This window comes from Bordetella ansorpii (assembly GCF_900078315.1).
Taxonomy (GTDB): Bacteria; Pseudomonadota; Gammaproteobacteria; order Burkholderiales; family Burkholderiaceae_B; genus Bordetella; species Bordetella ansorpii.
Map to the genome: position 1 here is coordinate 1 of NZ_FKBS01000002.1, position 24628 is coordinate 24628.

Here is a 24628-nt window from a genome sequence, read left to right on the forward strand (position 1 = left end):
CTTGCTCATGGCTCGCATTCTCTCAAGAGTTGGAGCCTCCGCAAAACCCGGGGCGATTCAGAGATCTTCTTGAGCGATGGCGTGATCGATGCTGCAAGTCCCGTTCCGATCCCTCCCGGCGCCAGGCTAGCTGGCGCATAAGCATCAAGACCGAAATCTTTCTTGCGCTGCCGGGCGATAAGCTCGGGCCAGCGCAACTTGCCAATCACGACCGCCAGCCCCTGAAAACGCATTCCCTCTTCTTGAGAGGCCAGCTCATCAAGGGCTCTTTCGATGTCAGTTCTAAGAGTGACCATTTTGTGAAATTAGAAAGAAGCAGAGCGGCATGATGAAGATCCAATCCGAGCAGAGCTGGCAAAACGGAGCCTGCTTTTTTCATGATGCCACACTGCGTTCCGAACAACCTACGATTCCAGTCCCGCTCGACGGCGTCCTCGCTGAGAGACTTTTCGCGGAGTGTTTCCTTTGCCGAATCTCCTCTCTCCATTCATCACAAGAGGTAGATACATATCAGGCTTAGTGAGGTAGGACACGACAAATTCAGAAAGTATTTCTCTCTTCTTCTCGTCACTCCAGTCGATCGGCCCTAGCGCCGCGTACTTGTACTTCTTTGCGTTGCAGTTGAAGTAGAGGCCTTGGCCATCTGGAACAATTCTCTGCCAACACTCACCCACTTTTCTTGCAATCAAAACATCCTTCCTAACTTTCGAACCATCGAGAAGCAGCATGATATGAATATGGAACTTCTTTTCAGGACCGTACTCAATCTTGTATGCAAATCCCTCGAGCTCGATTTCAGAAAGATCATTCTGTAAAGCGCTATACATCTTTGACCAGTCGTTTTTCACAAGCGACATCTGCAAGCGTCGCTCTATTGCTCCCGGGTCATCAACTCTTTTCCTATACGTTAGGTCCACACGAACAACCAATAGCCGAGCTCTTTTTTCAAAAATTGCATCGACATAGCGATCCAACTCCCTCTTATTCTTGGCAGATGACCTGGTGAAATCCTTCAGATCTCGCTGGAAAACTGCATCCATAGACTTGGTTCGCATCTCGCGAATGGCACGGTTTATTCTTTTAGCTAGGATCTCGGATGTCGCTCTGGATGACATCTCTTTTTTCGATAGCCACCTATGCGCAGCCCGTTCAGCACGCCCCCCTTTCGCAAAAGCGTCATCTACGAGAGCAATATATGGATTTTCTCTGTAACGCGGGAGAGCCTTTCGAAGGCGCGGCAAATAAGTTTGAACGGCCTGCGCTATTTTTCTGCATCCGCCAAGATGAGACGATACAGAAGGGCTCGCAACATCTAGCGAGAAGAATCGGCACTCCGAACTGAGCGCCAGCTTCGCTACCTCGACAACTCTATCAACTGCAGTAGCGAGATCCTCGTTTGATCCAAAGAACTTGAGAGTGTCATCAGTTTCTAGCACCGACGCTCCATCCACATGCGAGCTGCGATGTGAAATATCTAAGTTCGAATGTGCCCTACGGTTTGATTTCAATTCAAATAACATAAGAACCAGAACCCTTCAGATAAAATTGGTGCACTCTTCTTGCTCTGGCATAGAAAAACGCATATTTTTCATCTGGCCATGTTGTGAAAGTTAGTGTTTGATCTGCCCTTCTCTTTGAAGCTACAGTTCAATCAACGCGCGGATTTCTTTCACATTCCACACGGTGATCCTAGGACCAAAGATCCTCACGGGCTTCGGGAATCTTCCTGACTTGACGCCCGCCCACCAGGTGGATTTGCTAACAGGAATTGGCCCATTAGGAGCGATGATCTGCTTGATGCGCACAAAGCCCTCAAGGGGAAGTTGTGACTGCGCGGTGTTGGGTACGGTGGAGTGCATCGAAACCTTCAGACGTGACGCCATGAACCGGCAAGACAACATGCCCATCCATTGCGTGTAGATTCTTGTTGAGCGGTGCACTCGATCGAAGTGCACAAGCCCGATAGCGAGCTCAAGACCATTAACAAGAATCGCCGATGCAAAAAAACCGCGATAAACCACCGTTTTTTGGCTTGCAGGCGTCGATGGCCCAACAACCTAGGCGCGAACCACTAGATCGTTCTTCGTCACGACAACTACAAAGACGAAGTCGAGCTGCGAGTCACTGGTCAGCAGACCAGTTGACGAATTTGATGCTGGCTAGCTGATGTCTCGTGTGATTGCATATAGAAGCGGCGAAGAAAGCGGAGGCACGACGCCCGCCCAACGAGCGCAGCACTCTCGGCAAGACCTACCATGCGGCTCACACAACGTGGAAGGCCGGGTCTGCAACCATGATGGGCATCGCGATACCGCCCAACAACCGCATACCTAGACGAATCAGAGTACACAGTTGGTGCACGACTGGCGGAGGCCGTCACTAAGTTTTTTCTCGCATTAGGACATGCCTAGCCCGATCGCGTTAGCCAGCAGAGAATCTTCTGCTCTCGCATAAACGCGATCTCGCAGCAAAAGCTCGCGAAGGAATCAAGCAAAAATTTTAGTGCTGAGGGGTCACAGCGCGAGAACTCAGAGGCTTGAAAGCTTCGCGGTGCCTCCGTAGCTGGCGCGTCTTGGCCAGCACTTCTCGCTCATTACGAATAGGTTTGCGAGCAGGTCTCAGCCTAGATCTCCGAGTGGAACTGATCACGCCCAAGCTGCGCTTCAAGAGATTCTTCAACCAGGTTCTGTGTGCCAAGAACCGATTTTTTATACGTCAAAGTCATCCGCAGCTTTGCTCAGCCGCTTCGAGAGACGCTCAATGATTGCAAGGATCAGAGTTCGGTCTGATTCGCTGAGCCCCTCCAGCATCCTGGCGACGCGCTCCCCCACATCACTAGGCCTCCGACTACCTTCGACAAAAAAACTTTCGATTCCACAGTCGAACAAATCGGCGAGCTGGAAGAGTTTCGGAAATCCCGGACTGACAAGACCACGTTCAATTCTCGAAACCGCCTCGCTGCCGATTTCCAATTTATCTGCAACTTGTTCTTGCGTGTAGTCAGCCGCTTTCCGCTTCTTGGCGATCGTTCGCCCCAGTCTCTTCAAGAACTTTTGTTCATCTTGTGTCATTACCAACTCCAACTGTGCAGGTGGAGATGGTTAGGCTTTAACACGAATGACGTAACACACCAAAAGGTTGATTGTCAACCTATTTAGTTGAAATTGACATCTGGATAATTTGTCACTCAACCTTTAAAGTCTAATTTGTCGACTTTCTAAGGTGGATGGAACATGAGCTGGGCATCAAACCGATGCTTCGTCATTGGGCGCGGACTCTTGGCGATGTATCTCTCTACAGTTGGTTGGGCCGCCCATAGTGCGCAGCCGACAGAAGCACACAGGCATGTGCAGACGTACTACAACGCGCATGATCAATGCGCCGGCAGCTCAGACACGAAGGTGCAGCAAAAGTATTGCCCCATTCGGGATCAAGAGAGCAAATGGCTCCGAGAGCACGGTTGGTGCTATGGCCCCGAGGATGCTCCGTCTTACAAGCAAGGTTGGGCGCCTTGCTCACCCAAAACCGCCGCAAGGAAATCACCTCCTACAGAAGTCAAGTTAGCCGCCCCTTTGCGCAGTGCTTCGGATCAAGATTGGTCCGGAGGCACTTTCGTTGGAGAAGCCCCTGGGTGGTACCGGTATGTGGCTCAAAAGTGCATGGAAGGTGATCGAATCTCCTGCGAATGGGCAACTACTGCTGCGCAAAGCCTGCGATCAGCCGGTTGGTGTACATCGGGCGTCGAGTCAGCCCCATGCCCTGGATATGTCCTAGCTACACCAGATCAGTGGAACGCCCACTTAGCTGATCTCGAACGGCAGAAGCCTCGACCGAAGTTGGATCCAAACAATCCTTACGCACGTGAGTTGGCTCGCCGCCTGAAAGACATGAAGGATTGGGCAGAGTATCAAGAAGCCATCAATCCGTACTGACGTCAGTCAGCCAACTCAATCCAATTTGCAGACAATCTCTCGATCACCCACGAAGTGTTCGAAATTTACGCCGCTCTGGGTCAGTCGGCGCAGTGCCTCGGTTCCCGTCCGAGTTGCACGCTGATCCGTAGCGGCAGCTTGCTGATTAACAAGATCAAAGAGTACGAAGAGTCTCCAAAGTGCTGAGAGACTTACTACTCTGCGGCGGATCTCACGCACATGCGAAAACCTGAAAGAAAGAGCGTGCCGATGTGCCGGACGATGCTGTGGCTAGACAGTAGGACTAGGTGAGCGAGCAGCAAGCATCTGCAGCCTTTTCATCACGCCCCTCTTGATCAACCGAAGAGAACGCGAAGAGAGCCGAAGAGCTTAGAGAACGCGCAACTTTCATGTAGAGCAATGAGAAGACTACTGAGAAATAATTTTGGTGGAGCCATCGATGAGCCTTCAAAGCTTGCACCAGCCCAAAGCTTGCACTCCTTGACTGCAGCTAAGAATTTCTGCCGGAGAATCATTAACAGGAAGGGCCGAAATCCGCGAGAAATTGCGGTTTTTTGAGGAATAGCCGTGTCCGCCCCCCCCTGCAGTGGCATGATTAGAGAATTTTTCGGATCGCGGATTGCAAGCGCAAGGTCTACATGACCTTGCCCACCGTCCGCCAAGCCGCAAAATTTCTCTCGAGCCCTGTTTCGAAAGATGCTACGGACATAATACGCCAGCAACTTTCTGCTAGCAGTCCGCACAATGCAAGTCTGGACATAGGGTTTGGTGGCACTCTTCGATGAGCCTGCACAAGCCAAAAGCGTGCACTCCTTGCCGGCAGCTAGGAATTTCCGCCGGAGAGTCATTAACAGGAATGGCCGAACTCCACGAGAAATCGCGGTTTTTTGAGCCCCCTCCGGTGCCGGCTGCTCCCCTGCAGTGGAGTGAGTAGAGAATTTTTCGCCTCGCGGATTGCAAGCGCCAAGTCTACGTGACCTTGCCCAACGTCCACCAAGCCAAAAACGTTCTCTCAAGCTCCGCCTCGAAAGATTCGGCGGACATAATGCGCCAGCAACTTTCTACTAGCAAATCCGAACAACGCAAGTCTGGACTTTGGATACGCCCAGGAATCCTGGCCGAAGCATCATAGAAAAAAGAAACGAACATGGTCGAAATCTGTGAGAAATCGAGGTGTTCAAGGAGCAGCGACGGCCAGCACCCCACCTCTGCAGTGGCGCGCGTAGCGGTTTCTGCGCCTAGCGGACATCTAGCGCTAGAGCTACGTGCTCGTGTCTTTACTCTCCGCCAAATCAAAAACCTCCTCGAAAGCTCCATCCCAGGAGGTGCTGCGGACACAATGCGCCTGCATCTTTTCGTCCAAATAATCTGCCCACATTTGCATCACCGCTTTACGCTCATCCAAGAACTGAGTCCGGTCATACGCGGCCTGCACATCATCTTTCTTGGCATGTGCCAATTGGGCTTCCAGCACATCGACGTCAACTTTCAAACGCTCTCGTGCCAACGTACGCAGAGACGCCCGGAATCCGTGCGGGGTATGCTTGCCGCGGAACCCCATATCCCGCAAGGCTTTGGATAGCGCGTCTCTGTGAACATGTTCTTGGTTCCACCCCCCCATAGGCGGAAACACGAATTTCTGCTTTCCTGTCAGCTTTGCCATTTCCCTCAGCATCGACACTGCCTGGCGTGGAAGCGGGACGATGTGATCGAATCCCATCTTCATTCGATTCGTGCCGTCTTCGTTCTGGCCACGGATGTGCCATTCTGCGCGCCGCAGATCAATCTCATCCCAACGTGCACTGGCGACCACGCCTGGCCTTAAGATGGTCCATGAGCAAAGCAGCAAGGCGTCACGCACGACAAAGCCGCCGTACCCGTGAATGGCTGTCATCAACTCGCCGATGAAGCGTTCGTCCGTGACGCCTGGGATATGCTTCTTGCGCCTTTTCTTGGGCAAGACGCCTCGAAACTGAAGGCGTTGATCTTCTTCCCGAATGTTCTCTGCAATGCAGTAGTCAATCATGCCGTAGATGCAGCGCATGGCAACCTCTGCCTGAGCCGGTGTGTCAGCGGCCATGCGACGAAGCATCGTAGTCAGATCCCCACTACGAAGGGTGCGCATATCCAGGTTGCCGACTTGGGGCTGAAAGTGTTCCTCAACGATGTACCGCACCTGGTAGTTCGTTTTTGCGGCATGGGTTCGCGCGTATTCCTCAAGCCATTTTTTGGACACGGCCGTCAAAGAGTACGACTGCCAGTCCTCGTTCTGGTCTTCCCAACTGGTCGCGCTTGCCTCTTCACGTCGAGCCTTGCGCTCGGCCCGAGCACCCGAGATCGTTTCGCCCGCCTTCACATTCATTCGCAGCTCGGACGACTTGGCTCTGGCTTGTGCCAGCGCCATTGCGGGGTACTCGCCGATCACCACTGCGTTCTGCTTGCCGTCGACTCGATAACGGAACGACCAAGACTTCTTGCCCGCAGGCGATACGACCAGAGACAGCCCCTCGCCATCCGCCAAGGAATACGCCTTCTCTTTTGGCTTCGCGTTCTTGATCGAACGGTCATTTAGCCCGGTTGCCAGCTTGGGCATACGGCAAATCCTTTTAGTGATGACTGATAAGTTTGTCTCGTCTTTAGCGAGCCAATCTTACCAAAATTTTACTCAAAAGTTTACTTACCACCGCTGGATTCCGTTGAAGCACCTTGGACAAGGTTGGACTACAAAAAGAAAAATCCCCATCAAGATCAATATCTTAAATGGGGATTCTGGAATTTATCGGACCAATCCGGACGATCAATTGGCCCGCCCTACACGATTCGAACGTGTGACCGCTCGCTTAGAAGGCGAGTGCTCTATCCACCTGAGCTAAGGGCGGCCGGGGCCGAAATGCGGTGCATATTATAGAGGCCGAAACCGCCGACATGCACCGACACGCGCTTTGCAGCCACTCTTACACGGCGTAGCACCGCGCTTACAGGCGGGTGATACAGTTCAGCGACCCTTTTTCGGCCTCGATACTGGACCGTCATGCAAGCTTCGGCCCCTTCCGCTTTCCCCTCCCGCCACGCCTGGCGCACCATTTTCGCAGCCGCCACATTGGCCGCCGCGTGCACGCCCGCCCTGGCCGGCGTCACCTACAAACTGGACCGCCCCGCGGCCTCGCCCGGCGACACGGTGCGGCTGGAGGCGGTGTATTTCAACGACGGCGGCACCAGCGTGCGCTGGAATGCCCCCCGCCAACTCGTGCTGCAATGGCGCAGCGCCGCCGGCGTCATGCGCACCGTGGCCACCCTGCCCGGCGAGCCGGCCATCCTGACCATCCCCGTCAACAACTTCGCGCGCGTGGCCTGGGACGTGGTCGTCCCGACGCAGGCGCGCGGCGTGCAGGCCGTGTCCATCGAAGGCGAACCCGCGCTGCTGGCGCTGGAAGCCACGGGCCGCGACGACGGCCGCAGCATCACCGCCGCGCCGGCCAACGTACCCGTGGTGGATGCGCGTACCGGCCAACCGCTGTCCGATGCGCAGGTCACGCAAGCCGGCGCCTCGCCGACCTCCGGCCCCGCCCCCGAGGCCGCCGTGGCCGGACGCGCCCCCGTCGACCACAACTCGGGCTTCGACACCTTCCGCAGCGCGCTGTCGGCCTATCAACCCTCGTATTTCGTAGTGGGCACGCGCGAGCGCACCAGCGCGCGCTTCCAGCTCAGCGCCAAGTACCGGCTGTTCACGCCGCCCAGCGACCGGCCGGCCACCTTCGCCGAGAACCTTTACCTAGGCTATACGCAGACGTCGCTGTGGGACTTGGAAGGCGATTCCAAGCCCTTCGTCGACACCACGTTCAATCCCAGCTTCTTCTGGTTGAAGGATGACGTGTGGCAGTCCGCCAACCAGAACTGGCGCCTCGGCATGAACGTGGGCGTGGAACATATGTCCAATGGCAAGGACGGCGCGGATTCGCGTTCGATCAACGACGGCTACATTCAACCCTCGCTGCACTACCGCTTCGACAGCGGCAGCACGCTGAGCTTCGGCCCCAAGATCAAGGGCTATTTCGGCAAGGCGTCCGAGAACAAGGACTACAGCGACTATGCCGGCCATGTCGACTGGAACGTGCGCTGGGCGCTGGACAACGGCCCCGTGCTGTCGGCCATGTACCGCCAGGGCGACCAGCGCCGCCGCACCACGCAGGTGGACTTCGCCTGGCCGCTGCGCTCGTGGTTCGACATGAACGGCTACGTGCACCTGCAGTACTTCAACGGCTACGGCGAAACGCTGCTGGGCTACAACCAGCGCAACGAGTCGCAGTTCCGGATCGGCGTGTCGATCGTGCCGTAAAGGTTCGCGGACGCCCTGGCTGCCTGGCAGCCGAGGCGTCCGGACATCAGGACAAGCCGCGCTGCTTGGCGATCTGTATGCGTTGCAACGCGTCCACATACGACTGCACCCGCCACGACGCCATGCGGCCCAGCTCATCGAAGATGCAGCCGATGCGGCGAATGCGTCCGCCCATGGCCAGCCACTCTTCCTGGTGATGCACCACTTTCAGGTGGAACTCGAAGGCATCGACGTCGGGCAGCTTCAGGCGCGCGCGGTATTCGGTGCCCGGTGTCACGGGCAGCGACCGCGAGCTGTCGACCAGGGCGATGCCCGTGCCGCTGATATCGCGCACCTTCAGCCGGAACGGCGTCTTGCGGGTGCTGCTGATGGGCCAGAGCTCACAGACCAGGCCGTGGCTGGTCGGGATGTCGACGCGGAAGGTATCGCGGCGTTGCGCATACGAGGCGCGCTCGGGTAGATGGCTATGCAGCGCCGGGTGGCCCGAATAGTCGATCAACGACAGGCCAGGCGTTTCGAACATCAGGCCAAGCTGGTCCGCCGGCGTCTCGAAGACGACGCGGCCGCCGCGCACCAGCATCCGGTTCACCGCGTCTTCGCGGACCGGTTTCATCAGCAGGGTATTCGAGGCGACATCCGCGTGCAGGACCGCGGTCACGCCGGCAACGCTGTCGCTGGACAACGAGACCGTCAGCGGAACGCGTTGGGACTGGGCCAGCTCCAGCAATCGGACGATTTCGAGAGGCGAGTTCGCCACGCGAGATGGAAACGTCGAATCCATCGACAGGACATCCTTGAGACAGGTCGGACGCGCTACGCGTGCGACCGGGGCGCCAAGGCAGTCCCGATCGAGGCCGGTTCAGTGAGATATCTCCGGCAACGTAGCAAACAGCGTCAAAAGTCTCCAAATCCTATCAAAGTGTTCCGTCAGTTTTTTGACAAACGCGGTGTGGCACACCGCGTTTCTCGATGAGGGTGAGCGAGATCAGGACAAGCCGCGCTGGCGCGAGATAAGTTCGCGTTGCAGCAGGTTGACGTAAGCCTGAATACGGATGCCGGTGGAGCCGTCCAGGCCATCGAACTGGCAGCCGACCCGGCGAGCCAGGCCGCCCTTGGCCAGTTCGTCGTCATGGTGGTGCACCACGCGCAACGACAGCTCGAACGAGCCCACGCCGGGCAGTTCGAGGTTGCAACGGTACTTCGACCCCGGCGCCACGTTGATGGCCATGGCGGTGTCGGCCAGGGCCAGGCCCGTGGAGCTGATGTCGCGCACGACCAGACGGATCGGCGCGGAATCGTAATCGTGTTCGGCCCACAGTTCGCAGATGGCGGGTTGCTGCATCGGCACGTCCATGCGGAAGTTGTCGCGGCGCTGGGCGTACGAGGCAGCTTCGGGCAGTTGCGAGTGCAGCGCCGGATGGCCTTCGTACTGCACCATCTTCACGCCCGAGGTTTCGAACGCCAGCGTGATGCTGTCGATGGTGGTCTCGAACAGCACGCGGCCGCCGCTGATCATGCGGTGGTTCAGCTCGACATCTTGCGCGGCATCGAGGTACAGCGAATCGGCGTGGCCGTCGGCGTGCAGCACCGTGGTCAGGCTGGTGACCGGACGGCCAGGAATGCGCATCAACACCAGCGCGTTGCGGGTTTGGGCGAGGTGCAACAGCCGGGCGATCTCGAGCTTCGAAGTCACCGAATAAAACTGATTGGAGTCGTTCATGGCATTGTCTGCGGGGCGACGAAACACGCGTGGATGACAGCCTGCCCCTGAGCGGTCGGCAGGCGCCTACTGACGGCAGATACGCGCTCGCCGCCGTATAAAAAAGTAACAACTGTCGGGAAATCTTACCAGAGAGATTTCACCGGCTCTGCGACATTCACGTTTCTTTTCTGTAACTGTGGAGATGTTCCCACGGTGCGCCGCTCCCGCGGCCATGCGCCGCGGGACGGCAGGGATGGAGGCTTACTGCGGCGGCAACGTTTGCTGCATCGACGAACGGGCGTTGAACGAGGCGAACCACTTCGCCGCGCTCGGGTACTGGCCACGCCAGTCCAGGCCGGCGAAGCGGAAATCCAGGTAGCCCAGCGCGCAACCCAGGGTGATGGTGCCGATGTCGAGCTTGTCGCCGAAGCCGCCAGCCAGTTGTTCCAGGCGCTCGAGGCAACTGGTGATCTTTTCGTTCTGGCCGCGCTTCCAGTCTTCCCAGCGCAGCGCCTCGGGACGCGGACCGACTTCATAGCGCACCAGCAGCGCCGCATCCAGCAGGCCGTCGCCCAACGCCTGGTTGGCCAGCGCCACCCAGCGGTCCTGGCCCGCCGGGAACATCTTGCCGCCGCCCAGGGCATCCAGGTACTCGCAGATCACCCGGCTGTCGAACAGCGCCAGGCCGTCGTCGGTCACCAGCGTGGGCACCTTGCCCAGCGGGTTCACCGGCACGATGCTCTGGTCGCGGTTGATCGGGTTGGCGGCGGCGGGCAGCCGTTCGATGCGGCCGTCCAGTCCCAGTTCGAGTGCCAGGACCACGCACTTGCGCACGTACGGGGAGGTGGGCGAGTAGAAGAGCTTCATGTCGGTTTGTCTCCGGGGGGTTGAATCGTCGTTCAGATGCGTTGCAGCCAAAGCCCTTTCAGGTACTCGCCTTCGGGGAAGCTGGCCAGCATGGGATGGTCGGCGCCCGCGCCCAGCCGGTCCAGGATGCGCAAATCCACGCCCGCGTCGGCCGCGGCGTCGGCCACGATCTTCTGGAACAGCGGCGCGCCGATGGCGCCGGAACACGAAAACGTGGCCAGCATCCCGCCAGGCCGCAGCAGCTTCAGGCCCGTCAGATTGATGTCCTTGTAGGCGCGCGCCGCGCGGTCGACGTGCTGCTGCGAGGGCGCCAGCTTGGGCGGATCGAGCACGATCAGGTCGAACTGCCGGCCTTCCTGGTGCAGCGAACGCAGGGTGCGGAACGCGTCGGCGTCCAGCCATTGGGCTCGCCCGGCGTCGAAGCCGTTGGCCAGCACGTTGGCCCGCGCATGCGCCAGGGCCTCGCCCGAGGAATCGACGGACAGCACGCTGGCCGCCCCGCCCTTCAGGGCTGCCAGCGAAAAGCCGCCCGTGTAGCAGAAGCAGTTCAGCACGTCGCGGCCGGCGGCATGCCGCGCGATCAGGGCCCGGCTGTCGCGCTGGTCTATGTAGAAGCCTGTCTTGTGGCCGTTGCGCACGTCGATCTGATAGCGCACCCCGCCCTCTTCCACCAGCAGCAGTTCGGGCGGTTCATCGCCCGCCAGCACGCCGGTGGTCTGGGCCAGGCCTTCCTTCTCGCGCACGGACGCATCCGAGCGTTCGTAGACGTGTCCGCAGCCGGTCTCGCGCACCAGGGCATCGACGATGGCCTGCTTCCAGGCCTCGACGCCGATGGCCATGAACTGGCAGACCAATTGCTGGCGTTGGCCGTCCAGCGAACGGTAGTGATCGACCACCAGGCCGGGCATGCCGTCGGCCTCGCCGAACACCAGGCGCACCGCGCCGGTGCCGCTGACCTGGTCGGCGCGCAGGGCCAAGGCGCGCTGGATACGGCGCTTGATGAAGGCGTGATCGACGGGCTCGGCCTCGTCGAAGGTCCAGACGCGCGCCCGGATGGCGGATTCGGGACTGTAGGCGGCCCGCGCCAGGAAACGGCCGTCGCAGGCGTGCAGCGCGACCGTGGCGCCGGGCGAGACCCGGCCCTCGACACGATCGACCGCACCCGCGAACAACCAGGGATGCCGGTGCAACAACGAGCGTTCCTTGCCCGGCTTGAGAATCAACCTGCCCATGCGGCCTTGCTATGTGCGGGGCCAGCCGGCGCCGGCTGGCCCGTGGAGAAAAGGAAACGGGGCGCGGTCTTGCGAACCGCGCCCCGCGAGGATCGTATCACGCTGGACTAGTTCGTCAGCACGATGAACACCCCCACCAGCACCGCGAACAGCACCAGGATCGCCAGGGCGGAATAGGCCGGGGGGATGGCGTCGCGGTCGGGTTCGATGACCTCGCCCTCGACTTGCCGGACCTCCCTCGGCGCCTTCTTCACCCAATGCCAATAGACCAGCCGGCCCACCAGCGCCGCGATGAGCGCAAGCAATACACAGAACACACCGATGGCGATCTGTTGGTGCATGTCTCCTGGTGCCCGTAAATGTGTTTATTTGTCTATAGGCGGCAGGATACCGCTACGCGAGCATGATGTCGCGTACGTCGCGCAGCGCCGCCGCAAAATCGGCGCCCGCCCCCGCCAGCACGTCGCACTGCGCCAGGTCCGGGAAGGTCAGGCCGGCCAGTTCCTCGATGGCCGCCAGCGGACGCTGCTGATGCTCGATGTCGCCGAAGACGAAGGCGGGCCGCAGGTCCGAGATGGCCTTGGCCTGCGACGCCAGGTAGCCCGATGCCGCCAGTTGGCCGGTTTCGTCATGGATGAAGGCCACGATCTTCCAGAAGCGCACCGGGATCTGCACGCCATGCACCACCGGGTCGTCCTCGGCGAAGACCGGTCCGGTGAAGACGCTGACCCGCATGTTGTCGGTGTCGGCGTTCTCCAGGATGTAGTCCTCGATGCGTCCCCACAACCCGCCATTGAAGAACTGCACCTGCGGCGCGGCGTTGGTGGCGTGGAAGGTGTCGGCATCGGCCAGGGTCGCCACTTTCTTGCTGCCCCAGTTCGGATCCTGCCGGCGCGTCATGTGGCCCCGGCTGAAATAGCCCTTCTGTTCGGCGCCGTAGGCTTCGCGCAGGATCTGGTACTTCTCGGGAATGCGCGGATCGATCTTCCACACATTGCTGCGCGGCACCGAGCGCAGGTTGGCGCCGTCGATGTTGCAGGCGCTGAAGATCGGCAGGCGGCGCGACTTGGACACGGCCGTGGAGAAATGCGTATAGGGCAACACGTGGGTCTTGGCGCCGCGCCAGGCATGGGTGGCGGCGTCCCGCTGCAATGCCTTGCCCAGCACGGGCAGGCCGACGGGCCGCTGCGGATCGATGAACGCAGGGTCGTAGCCCTCGCGGTCGCCGTAGCTTTCCAGCGGCTCGGGAGCCGTCTTGACGCGTTCGATTTCGAATTGGGTTTCCGGGGCGAACCGGAACCGGGGAGCGGTCTTGCCTGACTTCGCCATTGCTGTGCTGCCTCAGGGTGGAAACGCAGGTTGAAGAAATCGGAGGTCTGCGCCGGACGCGGCTATCCGGCGGCAAAACAAAAGCCCGGGCGGCCGGGCTTTGGATGTCGACACCTGCCGCTCAGGCAGGCTGCTTGATGTGCTTGCGCGGCGGCCGGATGCGGACGCTGCGTTCGGGGGTGTATGTCCAGTGTTCGAGCCGGTCCAGGGCGGCGGCGATGTCGGCCTCGATGCCGTCCACCAACAGGGACCCTGGCATTTGCTCGATGACCGTGGCGGCATGCTTGTTCAGGGACGACATGACCTGACGTTCCTCTTTGCGGGGAGGATCGCAATCGCCCTGATAGCAGATGACGTAGCGGCTCATGATGAATTCATCCTACACCAAAATTCCGGCCCCCTCAAAGCCCGCGCCCAGCCCCAGTGGCCGGGCCGCGTCGAGTGCCATTTTTACGACAGCGTCGGAACGGTTTTGGTTCCGATCCATCCCCAATATCCTGGGCGAACGCGCCAGCAGCCGGGCCGCCGCGCCGACGATGGCCGGGCATGCCATCGAGGTGCCGTCCATCACGGCGTAACCGCCTGGATAAGCGGAAACGATACCCACGCCAGGGCCGATCAGGCTGATCTCGCTGCCCACGTTGCTGAAGTCCGCCACGTAGTCTTTCGGATCGGTGCCGAAGGGCTTGGCGGCGCTGAGCACCTGGGCGGCGTGCGCGGGATAGACCCCCTTGCGGCCGCTGGCGCTGACGGCGAGCACCTGGCTGTAGCGGCCCGGGTAATCCACCTCGGAACGGTAGTCGTTACCGGCGGCGGCAATGCAGACCACGCCCATGGCGCGGGCGCGCTGGATCTCGCGCAGCACGTCGGGCACCTCGCTGTCGCCGCCCAGCGACAGGTTGACCAGGTCGCAGCCGTCGTCCACCGCCATGCGGATGGCCTTGGCGATGTGGAAGGAAGAGGCCGTTTCCTCTTCCTTGCCGAAGACCTTGTAGACGTGCAGGTCGGCGCCGGGCGCCACGCCGCGCACGCCCTGCCCCGGCCTGCCGCGTCCGGCGATGATGCCCGCGACGTGCGTGCCGTGGCCGATGTGGTCGGTGACGTCGGCGGGCGGCTCGCCCTTGACCACGTTGCGGCCGCGCCGCACGTGCAGGTCGGCATGCCGGGACGCGCCCGTGTCGATCACGCCCACCTTCACGCCGTGGCCGTCGGCATCCTCGCCGATCAGTTTGAAATGGCTGCGGATGTCCTGCGCGGCCAGGTCGATGGGCGGCGCCTGCAGGCGCGCGCGGCCATCGGCCAGGGAAACGCGCCGCACATAGGCCGGCCAGTAGCCGGACTCGGGAATGGCCTCGACCGATTCCAGCGACGTCACGCTGGCCGGAAAGGCCAGGCGGGCGATGCCGCGGGCGTTGGTGCGGCCGGTGTTGCCGACGCGCTCGGCGCGATCGGTGAAGCCGACCACGTCCACGCCGGCCAGCGGCTTGCCGGTGGCGGCATCCACCACCTCGACGTCCAGCGTCTGCTTGCGGCCGGACGACGCGCCCATCACGGGCGAGACGTCGATACGGCGCAGCCACAACGGCGCGAGCCGCGTGACGGGCACGATGCGCAGGCCGGGATACTCGCGTTGCAGGGCCAGGCGCTGTGCCTGGTCCAGGGACAGCAGCACCGTGTCATTGGGCGCCACGCGGTCCAGCGCCGCGGCGGCATGGATCATCGCGGGCCGCGCCGGGGCCTTGGCCTCGGGACCGCGCACCGCCATGCGGCTGGCCGAACGCATGAAGGACTGGCTGCTGCCGGGATCGTCGGTGTTCCACACGTTGACGTTGGGAAGCACCACGAACAGCAGGGAACGCTTGGGATCGGCCTGGACCACTGGGTTGCTACTCCTGTTGGTGACGGGATCGCTGAAGGCGATGCCTCGTGGCAGCAGGCAATTATGCAAAGGACCGTGGGCGGCGTCCGTATCCGTCGGTAAGGATGACGGTCGTGTGACAGTACCGTTCAACCACGCAGGCGAGCGAGGTGTATCTCGTGCAGCGTGATCTTGCGCACCTCGGCCTGGCTGGCGGCGATGTGCTCGCCAAGCAGGCCGCAGGCCTCATCGGCCTGGCGTGCCAGGATGGCCCGCAGGATGGCGCCGTGCTCGTCGTAGGTCGCCGACACCCGTGACTGCTTGGTGAAATCCAGGCGACGGATGATCCGGATACGCTCCGTCAGCTCGCGGTGCACGCGCGCCATCTCGTCATTGCCGGCCGCCGCTACCAGGGTGCAATGAAAAGCCTCGTCCCACACGCTGACTTGCGCCATGTCCGCGCAGCGCTCGGCCACGCCGCACAGCCAGATCGCCTGCAATCCATCGAGCGCGGCAGGGTCGATGTCCGGGCCTGCCGAGCAAAGGCGGCGAACTGCTTCCGATTCCAGCACGCGACGCAGATCGTACATGGCATCGAACCGGGCAAAGTCGAACGGCAGCACCCGCCAGCCGCTGCGGAACATCACTTCGACAAACCCCTCCTGCTGCAGGCGGAACAAGGCCTGGCGCACGGGCGTTCGCGACACGCCGAGCCGCTGGGCCATATCGCCCTCCGTGAACCTGTCGCCAGGCAGCAAACGGAAATCCGCGATGGCGCGCTTGACCAGCGCGTACACGTCATCGGCGCGCGTGCGATGCGTGGACGGCGACCGCATGACGCCGCCGGGCATCTGCCGAGTCCCGGTCGGCGGCCGTTCGGCAGCCCACCCCTGCGTCATGCCCGGTATCCCGGCGCAGGCATCCGGCCCGATGCGTCCTGGCTCATCGCCGCACCTCGCGCTGGAATATCTCCAGGCTCAGTTTCTTGGCCGCCACGAAACTGGGCTGCGACAGCGTCTCCACCGTGCGCGGGCGAGCATCGTCGTAGGCCAGTATCTCCGCGACCTTGGTCGGCCGCTTGGTCAGCAGCAGTATCTGGTCCGCCAGATACACCGCCTCTTCCAGGTCGTGCGAGACCAGCAGCATGGTCGTGCCCGTCTGCATGAAGACTTCCTGCAGCTTCTCCCGGATGAACAGCGTCATCTCGAAGTCCAGCGCGGAGAACGGCTCGTCGAGGAACAGCACCTCCGGCCGAGGCGCCAATGCGCGCATGATGGACGCGGTCTGCTGCTGGCCGCCGGACAATTCGTAGGGATAGCGGTTCAGGTCGAACTTGACGTCGAACGAAGCGACCAGCTCTTCCATGCGGCGATCGACCTCTGCCTTGCCACGGCCTTCCAGCAGCAGGGGATAGGCGATATTGTCGATGGTGCGCATCCAGGGAAACAGCGCTTCCCGGTAGTTCTGGAAGACGTAGCCGATGCGGGTGTCCTTCAGCGATTTGCCATCGAACAGGATCTCGCCGCGATCGATCGGGACAAGCCCCGCGATCATGTTGATCAGCGTGCTCTTGCCGCAGCCGTTCGGGCCGAACACCGAGACGATCTTTCCCTTCGGGATGTCCAGGTCGAAGTTCTCGTACAGCGGCCAGCCGGCGAAGTACTTGGTCAGGCCGCGGATGGTGATGTGCGTGCCTGCCGGGCCGGGCGTGAAGCGCGGCGCCGGCACGTCGGCGTAAGCCGGAGGATTGATGACGATACTCATTGAATCTACCTTCCGCTCCAGTGGACCACGCGCCGCTCCAGCACGAGGAACAGGATGTTCAGCACGTAGCCCAGCGCGCCGGCCGCCAGGATCGCGGCGTACATGGTCTTGACGTTGAGGATCTGCTGGGCATCGATGATGGCGTGGCCCAGGCCGTTCTCGGACCCGATGAACATCTCGGCGACGATGACGATCACCAGCGACATGGACACCGCCGAGCGCAGGCCCACGAAACTGGGCTGCAGGCTTTCCCAAAGCAGGACGTCCTTGAAAATGCGCCAGCGCGACGCCCCCATGACCTTGGCCGCCATCACGCGCTGCTTGCGCGCATTGATCACGCCGTAGGCGCTGTTGAACACCACGATCAGCAATGCGCCGAATGCCGCGATGGCCACCTTGTTGATGTCGCTGACGCCGAAGACCAGCAGGAACAACGGAATCAACGCCGACGACGGCGTGGACCGGAAGAAGTCGATCAGGAACTCGACGCTGCGGTAGGCCCGTTCGTTGCTGCCCAGCAGCACGCCCAGCGGCATGCCGATCACCGCGGCGATCACGAAGGCCTGCACGGTGCGCATCACCGTGACCAGGAAGTCCGTCAGCAACGGCCCGCCCGCCAGGCCGGAGACCAGCGCCACCAGCGTGTCGGCCGGACTGGGCAGCAGGATGGCCTTGATCATCCCCGCGCGCACCACGAGGTCCCAGATGAGGAACAGCACGACGGGGCCCATGAAAGGCAGGAGCCGGTCGCGCAAGGGCGCCCTGGGCGGCGCCGCGTCGTGCGAGGCAGGCGGCGCCCAGCCGGGCGCGGCGTCCGCCTGCGTGGAGGAAGTAGACGCCTTGGACATGGTCAGGCCTTGTAAAGCAGCGAGGCGACGTCGACCTTCTTGGCGAAGATGCCCTTCTCGGTGAACAGGTCGTAGAACTTCTGGAAGTACGCCACGTCGCTGTCCTTGAACTCGTCGTGCAGCATGTAGGCGGCCAGCGGCACTTCCTTGGTCAACTGGCCCTCGATGGCCGTATAGCCCTTCATGAATTCGCGTGCCTCGTCCGGCTTCTGCCGCACGAGATCGACACCGCGCTTGTAGGCGGCGATGTACTTGGCCGTGGCGTCGGGATGCTTCTTGATGAACTCCGTGGTCAGGCTGGCCGCGCCGCCATGCCAGGGCGCCAGGGGATCACCCAGGATGTAATGCGCCACGACACCGGCTTCCAGCACGCGGGTCGTGCCGTTCAGGCGCCCCACGGTGCCGGTGGGTTCCAGCGTGTAGGCGCCGTCCACCTGGCCGGCGGCGATGGCGGCGACGTGCTGGCCGATGGGCAACTCGGTCACGGTGGCGCCGGTGGCGCCGGCACGCTCGAGCATGGTCTTGGCCAGCGTCACGTTCTGGATGCCCGGGCCGCAGGCGACGCGCTTGCCCTTGAACTCCGCCGCGGTCTTGATGGGGCTGTCCTTGGCAACGAGGAACTCCTCCAGCACGTTCCTGGCATTGCTGGGGTTGGTGCAGAAGATCTTGAAAAGGCCGGGCTGGGCGATCTCGCCGATGGCCAGGTTGGCCGCGCCGGTGCCATTGGCGCTGCCATCGCAACGTCCGGCCAGCATGCCTTCCATCACCTGCTGGGGCCCCGCGAACTTCAGGGCCTCGACGTCCAGTCCGGCTTCCTTGAAGTACCCCTTCTCGATCGCGGCGAAGAACGGCAGTCCCGCCGCCACCGGCCAATAGCCGACGCGGATCTTCGGGCTGGACTGCGCGCGCACGAACGCGGGCGCGGCCAGCACGCCCAACGCCGCCGCGCCCGTCAACAACGTGCGGCGCCGTCCGGCATTCGGCGGGCTGGCGAGGTCGGCAATACGGTTGCTCATGAAGAACTCCAGGATCGTTGACGAGGATGCCGGAGACAGCAAGGCGGCCAGGCGCACCACTGAATCCAAGCTTGTGTACAAGTTTTCGAAGCAACATCCGTGCCAGCGATGCGGGCAGCCTCGCCCCAGAAGAAAAGACGCCGATCGACCGCCTTTCAGACGGCAATGCGCCCTGCCCGGAGGGGCAGTGGCTTCTCGCAGAGGGCTGAAGGTGCATGGCGGATCCGACATGCCTGGCACCAATACCATGCATGACCCGCACCACCCGCGGGCGGCGCACTGTATCGATGCGCCGCATGGCCAGCGTGGCATCCGACGATGCGGATCGTCCTGGGCCGGGCGTGTGGACCACTGGCTCCAACATCCCTCGGCGCTGGATCTATGGCTCGCATCCGAGGCTGCGTAAGGTCTAGTCCCATGCGAGGCCGTGCTGGCCTCATTCACGACATGGAAACAGACGCACACATGGAAACCACACCCGACGCGGCAATGCTGGAAGCGTTCAGCGCAGCCTGGAACCGCCACGACTTGCCGGCCCTGATGTCCTTCATGCACGAGGACTGCGTGTTCGAAACGGCCGCCGGTCCCCTGACCTGCGGTGCGCGCCACGAAGGCCACGAGGCCGTGGCCCGCGCATTCGCGGGAGCATGGCAGACCGTGCCGGACGCGCAGTGGGAAAACGGCCGGCACTGGGTAATCGGCGACCGCGGCGTCTCGGAATGGACTTTCACGGGCACCGCCGCCGATGGCAGCGCCATCGAAGTCGATGGCGTGGACATCTTCACGTTCCGCGAAGGAAAGATCCTGGTGAAGAACGTGTTCCGCAAGCAGCGCATCGCTGCAGCGGCCTGAGCCGCACGCGAACATAGACAGGATCGATCATGGATACGTCAGCACGCCCGACACGCAGCCAGGCCTACAACCCCACCTACGATCCCCTGGTGTCGCCGGGCCCCGGCAGCGGACAGGACTATGCCCCCACGTACTGGGTGGACACCGCGGGGGCGCCGGCGCAGGACGACGGCCCGATCGCGGGCGACCGCGACGTCGACGTCGCGGTCATCGGCTCGGGCTTCACGGGCCTTGCCACCGCGTTGTTCCTGGCGAAAGAACATGGCATCAAGTCCGCCGTGCTGGAGGCCAACCAGATCGCCTGGGGCTGCACCAGCCGCAACGGTGGCCAGGGCCAGAACGCCAGCGGCCGGCTGTACCGCTCGCAATGGATAGCGCGCTGGGGCATGGATATCGCGCGGCGGCTGGACACCGAGATCCGAACGGGCTTCGCCACCTTCAGCGAACTGGTCTCCAGGATCGATTGCGATCCGCAGCCCGGCGGCCATCTGTACATCGCGCATCGCGAGAAGAAGATGGCCTTCCTGCGCAGCGAGGCCGCATTGATGCGGGATCAGTTCGGCTATGCCACCCGCGTTCTGAGCCGCGACGAGGTGCATCACGACTACGTGCGCGACGCCGAAACCCACGGCGCCATGCACGAACCCGACGGCATCAGCGTGCATCCGCTCAAGCTTGCCCGCGGCTACATGCGCATGGCAAGAGAACACGGCGCGACGCTGCACCCGTGCAGCCCGGTCACCGGCTGGAAGACAGAGGGCGAGCGGCACCTGCTGCGCACGCCAGGCGGTACCGTGCGTGCCCGCGCCGTGGCCATCGCCACCGGCGCCTACACCGCCGCAAGCCTGCACCCGAGCCTGGCGGGACGCTGCTACCCCATCCTGTCCAACAGCATCGTGACGCGTCCCCTCGACGACGCCGAGCTGGCGGCGACGAACTTCCTGACCCACGAAGCCATCACGGATACCCGTACGCTGCGCTTCTATTACCGCCTGCTGCCCGACCGCCGCGTGCAGATCGGCAGCCGCAGTTCCATCACGGGCGCGGATGCCCGGCATCCGAAACATGAACGGCTACTGGTCAATGGCCTGTACCGGAAGTTTCCCGCCCTGCGCGGCATCGACATCGATTACTCGTGGTGGGGATGGGTGGACGTCAGCCACGACATGATGCCCCGCATCGCGCAGCCTGATCCACGCCAGAACGTGTATTACGCGCTGGGCTACGGCGGCAACGGCGTCAGCTTCTCCGCGCACGCGGGGCGGCGCATGGCCCAACGCATCGCGGGCCGCGCCGACCCGGCGTTCGACCTGCCCATCTACGACAGCAGCCTGCCCACCCACCCGCTGGCGCCGTTCAGGCGACTGGGCCAGGCGCTGCTGTACCGCTGGTATCACCTGAAGGACGAAGTGCTGTAGAGCAAGACCGCGGCACACCGCGGCTGCATGAGCCGATCAAGGCGAGAAACTCATTCAAGGGAAAAACGATGCGTACACCCAATCTCCGAAGACTCCTGGCCGCCTGCGGCCTGGCCCTGGCCACGGCGGGTGCCCCCGCCGCGCACGCCGCCGGCGGCACGCTGGTGGTCGGCAGCACGGCCGTGCCACGCCACCTGGACGGCGCGGTGCAGTCGGGCCTGGCCACCGCCATGCCATCGACCCAACTGTTCGCCAGCCCGCTGCGATTCGACGACAAATGGAATCCCCAGCCCTATCTGGCCGAATCGTGGGAGTTGTCGCCGGACAATCGCACGCTGACGCTGCACCTGCGCAAGAATGCCGTGTTCCACGACGGACAGCCCGTCACGTCGGCCGACGTGGCGTTCTCCCTGATGGCCATCAAGGCCAACCACCCCTTCTCGACCATGCTCGCGCCGCTGGAGAAGGTCGACACGCCAGATGCGCATACCGCCATCCTGCGCATGAGCCAGCCGCACCCGGCCATCCTGCTAGCCATGTCGCCGGCCCTGGCTCCGATCCTGCCCAAGCACATCTACGACGATGGCACGGACCTGAAAAACCATCCGCGCAACACCAAGGACGTGGTCGGGTCCGGCCCCTTCAAGCTGGTGGAGTTCGTGCCCGGCCAACGCGTGGTGCTGGAACGCTTCGACAAATTCTTCCTGCCCGGCCGCCCGAAGCTGGATCGGGTGATCTTCAACTATATGCCCGACCTGTCCAGCCTGACCCTGTCGCTGGAGCGCGGCGACATCCAGATGCTGCCCAGCCTGAGTTCGCCGGTCGAACTGCGCCGCCTGCAGGGCAACCCGAACCTGGTGGTGACCGACAAAGGCTACGAAGGGATAGGCGCGATCAACTGGCTGGCCTTCAACCTGCGGCGCGAACCGTTGTCCAAGCTCGAAGTGCGGCAGGCCATCGCGCACGCGGTCGACCGCAACTTCATCTCGAAGGCGCTGCACGCCGGCTTCTCCAAACCCGCCATCGGCCCCATCGTGTCCGGCAGCCCCTTCGCCGCCAAGGACCTGGCACCCTACGCGCTGGACCTGAAGAAGGCGGCTGCGCTGCTGGACGCCGCTGGCTACCCCGCCAAGGACGGCGGCGAGCGCCTGAAGCTGACGGTGGATTACATCCCGGGCAGCGACGACCAGCAGAAGAACGTGGCCGAGTATCTGCGCTCGCAACTGAAAAAGATCGGCATCGCCGTCGAAGTGCGCGCGTCGGCCGACTTTCCCTCGTGGGCCAAGCGCATCGCCAGCGGTGATTTCGACATGACGATGGACAACGTCTTCAACTGGGGCGATCCAGTGATCGGGGTGGCGCGCACCTACCTGTCCAGCAACATCAAGCCCATCATCTGGACCAATACCCAGGCGTACGCCAATCCGGCGGTCGACAAGCTGCTGGAGTCCGCCGCCGTCGAGCCCGATCCGCAACGCCGCAAGCAGCTCTACGTTGACTTCCAGAAGGCCGTCACGCACGACCTCCCGATCCTGTTCATCAACGAGGTGCCCTACCGCACTGTCACCAGCAAGCGCGTCGGCAACGTTCCCACCTCGATCTGGGGGCCGCTGGCGCCGTACGACGAGGTCACCTTGCAATGATCCGCTTCCTGCTGTCGCGCGTGCTGCGGGCGGTGACGCTGGTCGCCCTGGTCGTGGTGCTGAACTTCCTGCTGGTGCACAGCGCGCCCGGCGATCCGGTGGAAACCATCGCCGGCTCGATGGGCGGCATGTCCGAGGCGGCCATGACCGCGCTGCGCCAGCAGTACGGGCTGGACAAGCCGCTGCTGACGCAACTGGGCCTGTACCTGGCGCAGATGTTCAGCGGCGACCTGGGCTACTCGTACTATTTCAACCTGCCGGTGGCCGACCTGATCGCGCAGCGCGTGCCCGCCACGCTGCTGCTGGTCGTGTCCTCGGTACTGTGCGCCATGGTGTTGGGCACGGCGCTGGGTGTGCTGTCGGCGCGGCGCCCCAACGGCCTGCTGTCCCAGGCCGTCACCCTGGTCTCGCTGGTGGGCTTCGCCGCGCCGGTGTTCTGGACCGGCATCATGCTCATCATCCTGTTCGCCGCGACCTGGCCGATCTTTCCGGTGGGCGGCATGCGGGCCGTGGACGCGGTCCAGGGCGGCTGGCGCGACGTGCTGGACGTAGCCCACCACCTGGTGCTGCCGACGCTGACGCTCAGCCTGATCCACCTGGCGCAGTACAGCCGGCTGGCGCGCGCCAGCATGCTGGACGTGCTGGGCGCGGACTACGTGCGCACCGCGCGCGCCAAGGGTCTGCCGGAATTCCTGGTGCTCTACAAGCATGCGCTGCGCAATGCCGTGCTGCCGGTCGTCACCCTGGTGGGCCTGCAGTTCGGCAACGTGCTGGCGGGCGCCATCCTGGTCGAGACCGTCTTCAACTGGCCCGGCCTGGGCCGCCTGGCCTCCGATGCCGTGCTGCGGCGCGACTACCCCACCATCCTGGGCACGCTGCTGTTCTCCTCGCTGGTCGTGGTGGTGATGAACCAGCTCACGGACCTCTGTTATCGCCTGGTCGACCCACGGATCAAGACATGACTACCGCTACCGCTCTGGCGCCCGCGCCCGCCCATCCCCTGGCCGAGGCCGCGCGCATGTTCGCGCGCAACCCGACCGCCCTGGCCGGCCTGGCCCTGCTGGCACTGATTCTGGCCGTGTCGCTGCTGGGTCCGTTGCTGCTGCAGGCCGACCCCTTCGAGATCGTCACCGCGCCCTTGAGCCCGCCCGGCTCGCCCGATGCCTGGCTGGGCAGCGACTATCTGGGCCGCGACGTGCTGACCGGCCTGATCTACGGCGGCCGCGCCACCCTGCTGGTGGGCGCGGTGGCGGCCATGCTGTCGGTGCTGATCGGCATCACCGTGGGCGCGCTGGCCGGCTTCTACGGCGGCACGGTCGAGAACGTGCTGATGCGGGCCACCGAGTTCTTCCAGGTGCTGCCCACGCTGCTGTTCGCCATGGTCATCACTACCCTGTTTTCGCCCACGCTGCTGAGCATCACGCTGGCCATCGGCGTGGTCAGCTGGCCCAACACGGCGCGGCTGACGCGCGGTGAATTCCTGAAGTTTCGCGAGGTGGAGTTCGTGCGCGCCGAGCGCAGCATCGGCGCGGGCAACGCGCGCCTGATCTGGCGCGTCATCCTTCCCAATGTGCTGCCGCCCCTGATCGTGTCGGCCACCCTGGCCGTCGGCAGCGCCATTCTGTTCGAGGCCGGCCTGTCGTTCCTCGGGCTGGGCGATCCCAATCTCATGAGCTGGGGCCTGATCATCGGCTCGAACCGCCAGTACGTGCTGGCCGCCTGGTGGGCGGTGACCTTTCCCGGCCTGGCCATCTTCCTGACCGTGCTGGCGGTCAGCCTGGTGGGCGATGGCCTGAACGACGCCCTCAACCCTCGTCTGCGGGAGCGCTGA

Annotated in this window: 23 protein-coding genes and 1 tRNA gene; 6 read left to right on the forward strand and 18 right to left on the reverse strand. The window is 62.7% G+C overall.

Features of this window, described 5'->3' with window-relative positions; genetic code table 11:
* Window positions 1-5: 5 nt before the first annotated feature.
* The 6 genes from A7W11_RS27815 to A7W11_RS00020 all read right to left on the reverse strand — a co-directional run bounded on the left by A7W11_RS27815 (window position 6) and on the right by A7W11_RS00020 (window position 6811).
* Window positions 6-296, reverse strand: coding sequence for a hypothetical protein (locus A7W11_RS27815; RefSeq protein ID WP_156522943.1), 291 nt, complete (start codon window positions 294-296; stop codon window positions 6-8).
* Between the two features lie 108 nt (window positions 297-404).
* Entirely contained in the window at window positions 405-1436 is a 1032-nt protein-coding gene (locus A7W11_RS27155; RefSeq protein ID WP_162270233.1) for a YagK/YfjJ domain-containing protein, read from the reverse strand.
* A gap of 204 nt (window positions 1437-1640) precedes the next feature.
* Window positions 1641-2021, reverse strand: coding sequence for a helix-turn-helix transcriptional regulator (locus A7W11_RS28635; RefSeq protein ID WP_235816759.1), 381 nt, complete (start codon window positions 2019-2021; stop codon window positions 1641-1643).
* A gap of 687 nt (window positions 2022-2708) precedes the next feature.
* Window positions 2709-3071: a helix-turn-helix transcriptional regulator gene (locus A7W11_RS00010; protein ID WP_066406232.1), complete on the reverse strand. Its 363-nt coding sequence runs from the start codon at window positions 3069-3071 to the stop codon at window positions 2709-2711.
* A gap of 2122 nt (window positions 3072-5193) precedes the next feature.
* Window positions 5194-6525: a tyrosine-type recombinase/integrase gene (locus A7W11_RS00015; protein ID WP_066406236.1), complete on the reverse strand. Its 1332-nt coding sequence runs from the start codon at window positions 6523-6525 to the stop codon at window positions 5194-5196.
* A gap of 209 nt (window positions 6526-6734) precedes the next feature.
* Window positions 6735-6811, reverse strand: a tRNA-Arg gene (locus tag A7W11_RS00020).
* 152 nt (window positions 6812-6963) lie between these two features.
* On the opposite strand from A7W11_RS00020, the gene A7W11_RS00025 reads away from it, so the two are divergent.
* Window positions 6964-8268, forward strand: a complete 1305-nt coding sequence (locus A7W11_RS00025) for a phospholipase A (protein WP_066406238.1) — start codon at window positions 6964-6966, stop codon at window positions 8266-8268.
* Window positions 8269-8314: 46 nt separating this feature from the next.
* On the opposite strand, the gene A7W11_RS00030 is transcribed toward A7W11_RS00025, so the two are convergent.
* The 12 genes from A7W11_RS00030 to A7W11_RS00085 form a co-directional block, all read right to left on the reverse strand.
* A complete protein-coding gene (locus A7W11_RS00030) occupies window positions 8315-9049 on the reverse strand; it encodes a flagellar brake protein (RefSeq protein WP_082852834.1) in 735 nt (244 codons plus the stop codon).
* Window positions 9050-9253: 204 nt separating this feature from the next.
* A complete protein-coding gene (locus tag A7W11_RS00035) occupies window positions 9254-9988 on the reverse strand; it encodes a flagellar brake protein (RefSeq protein ID WP_066122618.1) in 735 nt (244 codons plus the stop codon).
* A 243-nt stretch (window positions 9989-10231) separates the two neighbouring features.
* Window positions 10232-10837: a glutathione S-transferase family protein gene (locus A7W11_RS00040; protein ID WP_066122620.1), complete on the reverse strand. Its 606-nt coding sequence runs from the start codon at window positions 10835-10837 to the stop codon at window positions 10232-10234.
* Window positions 10838-10869: 32 nt separating this feature from the next.
* Window positions 10870-12069, reverse strand: coding sequence for a class I SAM-dependent rRNA methyltransferase (locus tag A7W11_RS00045; protein WP_066406240.1), 1200 nt, complete (start codon window positions 12067-12069; stop codon window positions 10870-10872).
* Between the two features lie 107 nt (window positions 12070-12176).
* Complete coding sequence (locus tag A7W11_RS00050; protein WP_066406243.1) at window positions 12177-12410, reverse strand: hypothetical protein; 234 nt, start codon at window positions 12408-12410, stop codon at window positions 12177-12179.
* A 52-nt stretch (window positions 12411-12462) separates the two neighbouring features.
* Window positions 12463-13398, reverse strand: a complete 936-nt coding sequence (locus A7W11_RS00055) for a DNA/RNA non-specific endonuclease (RefSeq protein ID WP_066406245.1) — start codon at window positions 13396-13398, stop codon at window positions 12463-12465.
* Between the two features lie 121 nt (window positions 13399-13519).
* Window positions 13520-13765, reverse strand: a complete 246-nt coding sequence (locus tag A7W11_RS00060) for a hypothetical protein (RefSeq protein WP_066122632.1) — start codon at window positions 13763-13765, stop codon at window positions 13520-13522.
* 12 nt (window positions 13766-13777) lie between these two features.
* Window positions 13778-15277, reverse strand: coding sequence for a S8 family serine peptidase (locus A7W11_RS00065; protein ID WP_066406250.1), 1500 nt, complete (start codon window positions 15275-15277; stop codon window positions 13778-13780).
* Between the two features lie 128 nt (window positions 15278-15405).
* Complete coding sequence (locus A7W11_RS00070; protein ID WP_066122641.1) at window positions 15406-16107, reverse strand: GntR family transcriptional regulator; 702 nt, start codon at window positions 16105-16107, stop codon at window positions 15406-15408.
* Between the two features lie 91 nt (window positions 16108-16198).
* A complete protein-coding gene (locus A7W11_RS00075; RefSeq protein ID WP_066122644.1) occupies window positions 16199-17020 on the reverse strand; it encodes an ABC transporter ATP-binding protein in 822 nt (273 codons plus the stop codon).
* 5 nt (window positions 17021-17025) lie between these two features.
* Window positions 17026-17868, reverse strand: a complete 843-nt coding sequence (locus A7W11_RS00080; RefSeq protein WP_066122647.1) for an ABC transporter permease — start codon at window positions 17866-17868, stop codon at window positions 17026-17028.
* A gap of 2 nt (window positions 17869-17870) precedes the next feature.
* On the reverse strand, window positions 17871-18884 hold the full coding sequence (locus A7W11_RS00085; RefSeq protein ID WP_066122650.1) for an ABC transporter substrate-binding protein: 1014 nt from the start codon (window positions 18882-18884) through the stop codon (window positions 17871-17873).
* A 465-nt stretch (window positions 18885-19349) separates the two neighbouring features.
* Here A7W11_RS00085 and A7W11_RS00090 point away from each other — a divergent pair, with 465 nt between their 5' ends.
* The 5 genes from A7W11_RS00090 to A7W11_RS00110 all read left to right on the forward strand — a co-directional run bounded on the left by A7W11_RS00090 (window position 19350) and on the right by A7W11_RS00110 (window position 24628).
* On the forward strand, window positions 19350-19736 hold the full coding sequence (locus A7W11_RS00090; protein WP_066122651.1) for a nuclear transport factor 2 family protein: 387 nt from the start codon (window positions 19350-19352) through the stop codon (window positions 19734-19736).
* A 29-nt stretch (window positions 19737-19765) separates the two neighbouring features.
* Complete coding sequence (locus tag A7W11_RS00095; protein ID WP_066406255.1) at window positions 19766-21154, forward strand: NAD(P)/FAD-dependent oxidoreductase; 1389 nt, start codon at window positions 19766-19768, stop codon at window positions 21152-21154.
* A 68-nt stretch (window positions 21155-21222) separates the two neighbouring features.
* Window positions 21223-22797 carry an ABC transporter substrate-binding protein gene (locus tag A7W11_RS00100; protein ID WP_066122655.1) on the forward strand — a complete coding sequence of 525 codons (1575 nt, stop codon included), beginning with the start codon at window positions 21223-21225 and terminating at the stop codon, window positions 22795-22797.
* Window positions 22794-23759 (forward strand): ABC transporter permease, encoded by a 966-nt coding sequence (locus A7W11_RS00105; RefSeq protein ID WP_066122658.1) that lies wholly within the window; start codon window positions 22794-22796, stop codon window positions 23757-23759. Before A7W11_RS00100 ends, A7W11_RS00105 begins: the two co-directional genes overlap by 4 nt.
* Window positions 23756-24628, forward strand: a complete 873-nt coding sequence (locus A7W11_RS00110; RefSeq protein WP_066122661.1) for an ABC transporter permease — start codon at window positions 23756-23758, stop codon at window positions 24626-24628. Before A7W11_RS00105 ends, A7W11_RS00110 begins: the two co-directional genes overlap by 4 nt.

Excerpts from the sequence above, each read along its gene's own strand:
- A7W11_RS00075 (WP_066122644.1), bottom strand. The coding sequence starts at position 17,020 with ATGAGTATCGTCATCAATCCTCCGGCTTACGCCGACGTGCCGGCGCCG.
- A7W11_RS27815 (WP_156522943.1), bottom strand. The coding sequence starts at position 296 with ATGGTCACTCTTAGAACTGACATCGAAAGAGCCCTTGATGAGCTGGCC.
- A7W11_RS00045 (WP_066406240.1), bottom strand. The coding sequence starts at position 12,069 with ATGGGCAGGTTGATTCTCAAGCCGGGCAAGGAACGCTCGTTGTTGCAC.
- A7W11_RS00055 (WP_066406245.1), bottom strand. The coding sequence starts at position 13,398 with ATGGCGAAGTCAGGCAAGACCGCTCCCCGGTTCCGGTTCGCCCCGGAA.
- A7W11_RS00070 (WP_066122641.1), bottom strand. The coding sequence starts at position 16,107 with ATGCCCGGCGGCGTCATGCGGTCGCCGTCCACGCATCGCACGCGCGCC.
- A7W11_RS00100 (WP_066122655.1), top strand. The coding sequence starts at position 21,223 with ATGCGTACACCCAATCTCCGAAGACTCCTGGCCGCCTGCGGCCTGGCC.
- A7W11_RS00050 (WP_066406243.1), bottom strand. The coding sequence starts at position 12,410 with ATGCACCAACAGATCGCCATCGGTGTGTTCTGTGTATTGCTTGCGCTC.
- A7W11_RS00060 (WP_066122632.1), bottom strand. The coding sequence starts at position 13,765 with ATGAGCCGCTACGTCATCTGCTATCAGGGCGATTGCGATCCTCCCCGC.
- A7W11_RS00030 (WP_082852834.1), bottom strand. The coding sequence starts at position 9,049 with ATGGATTCGACGTTTCCATCTCGCGTGGCGAACTCGCCTCTCGAAATC.
- A7W11_RS00035 (WP_066122618.1), bottom strand. The coding sequence starts at position 9,988 with ATGAACGACTCCAATCAGTTTTATTCGGTGACTTCGAAGCTCGAGATC.
- A7W11_RS00085 (WP_066122650.1), bottom strand. The coding sequence starts at position 18,884 with ATGAGCAACCGTATTGCCGACCTCGCCAGCCCGCCGAATGCCGGACGG.
- A7W11_RS00110 (WP_066122661.1), top strand. The coding sequence starts at position 23,756 with ATGACTACCGCTACCGCTCTGGCGCCCGCGCCCGCCCATCCCCTGGCC.
- A7W11_RS00040 (WP_066122620.1), bottom strand. The coding sequence starts at position 10,837 with ATGAAGCTCTTCTACTCGCCCACCTCCCCGTACGTGCGCAAGTGCGTG.
- A7W11_RS00095 (WP_066406255.1), top strand. The coding sequence starts at position 19,766 with ATGGATACGTCAGCACGCCCGACACGCAGCCAGGCCTACAACCCCACC.
- A7W11_RS00080 (WP_066122647.1), bottom strand. The coding sequence starts at position 17,868 with ATGTCCAAGGCGTCTACTTCCTCCACGCAGGCGGACGCCGCGCCCGGC.
- A7W11_RS00105 (WP_066122658.1), top strand. The coding sequence starts at position 22,794 with ATGATCCGCTTCCTGCTGTCGCGCGTGCTGCGGGCGGTGACGCTGGTC.
- A7W11_RS00025 (WP_066406238.1), top strand. The coding sequence starts at position 6,964 with ATGCAAGCTTCGGCCCCTTCCGCTTTCCCCTCCCGCCACGCCTGGCGC.
- A7W11_RS00010 (WP_066406232.1), bottom strand. The coding sequence starts at position 3,071 with ATGACACAAGATGAACAAAAGTTCTTGAAGAGACTGGGGCGAACGATC.
- A7W11_RS00090 (WP_066122651.1), top strand. The coding sequence starts at position 19,350 with ATGGAAACCACACCCGACGCGGCAATGCTGGAAGCGTTCAGCGCAGCC.
- A7W11_RS00015 (WP_066406236.1), bottom strand. The coding sequence starts at position 6,525 with ATGCCCAAGCTGGCAACCGGGCTAAATGACCGTTCGATCAAGAACGCG.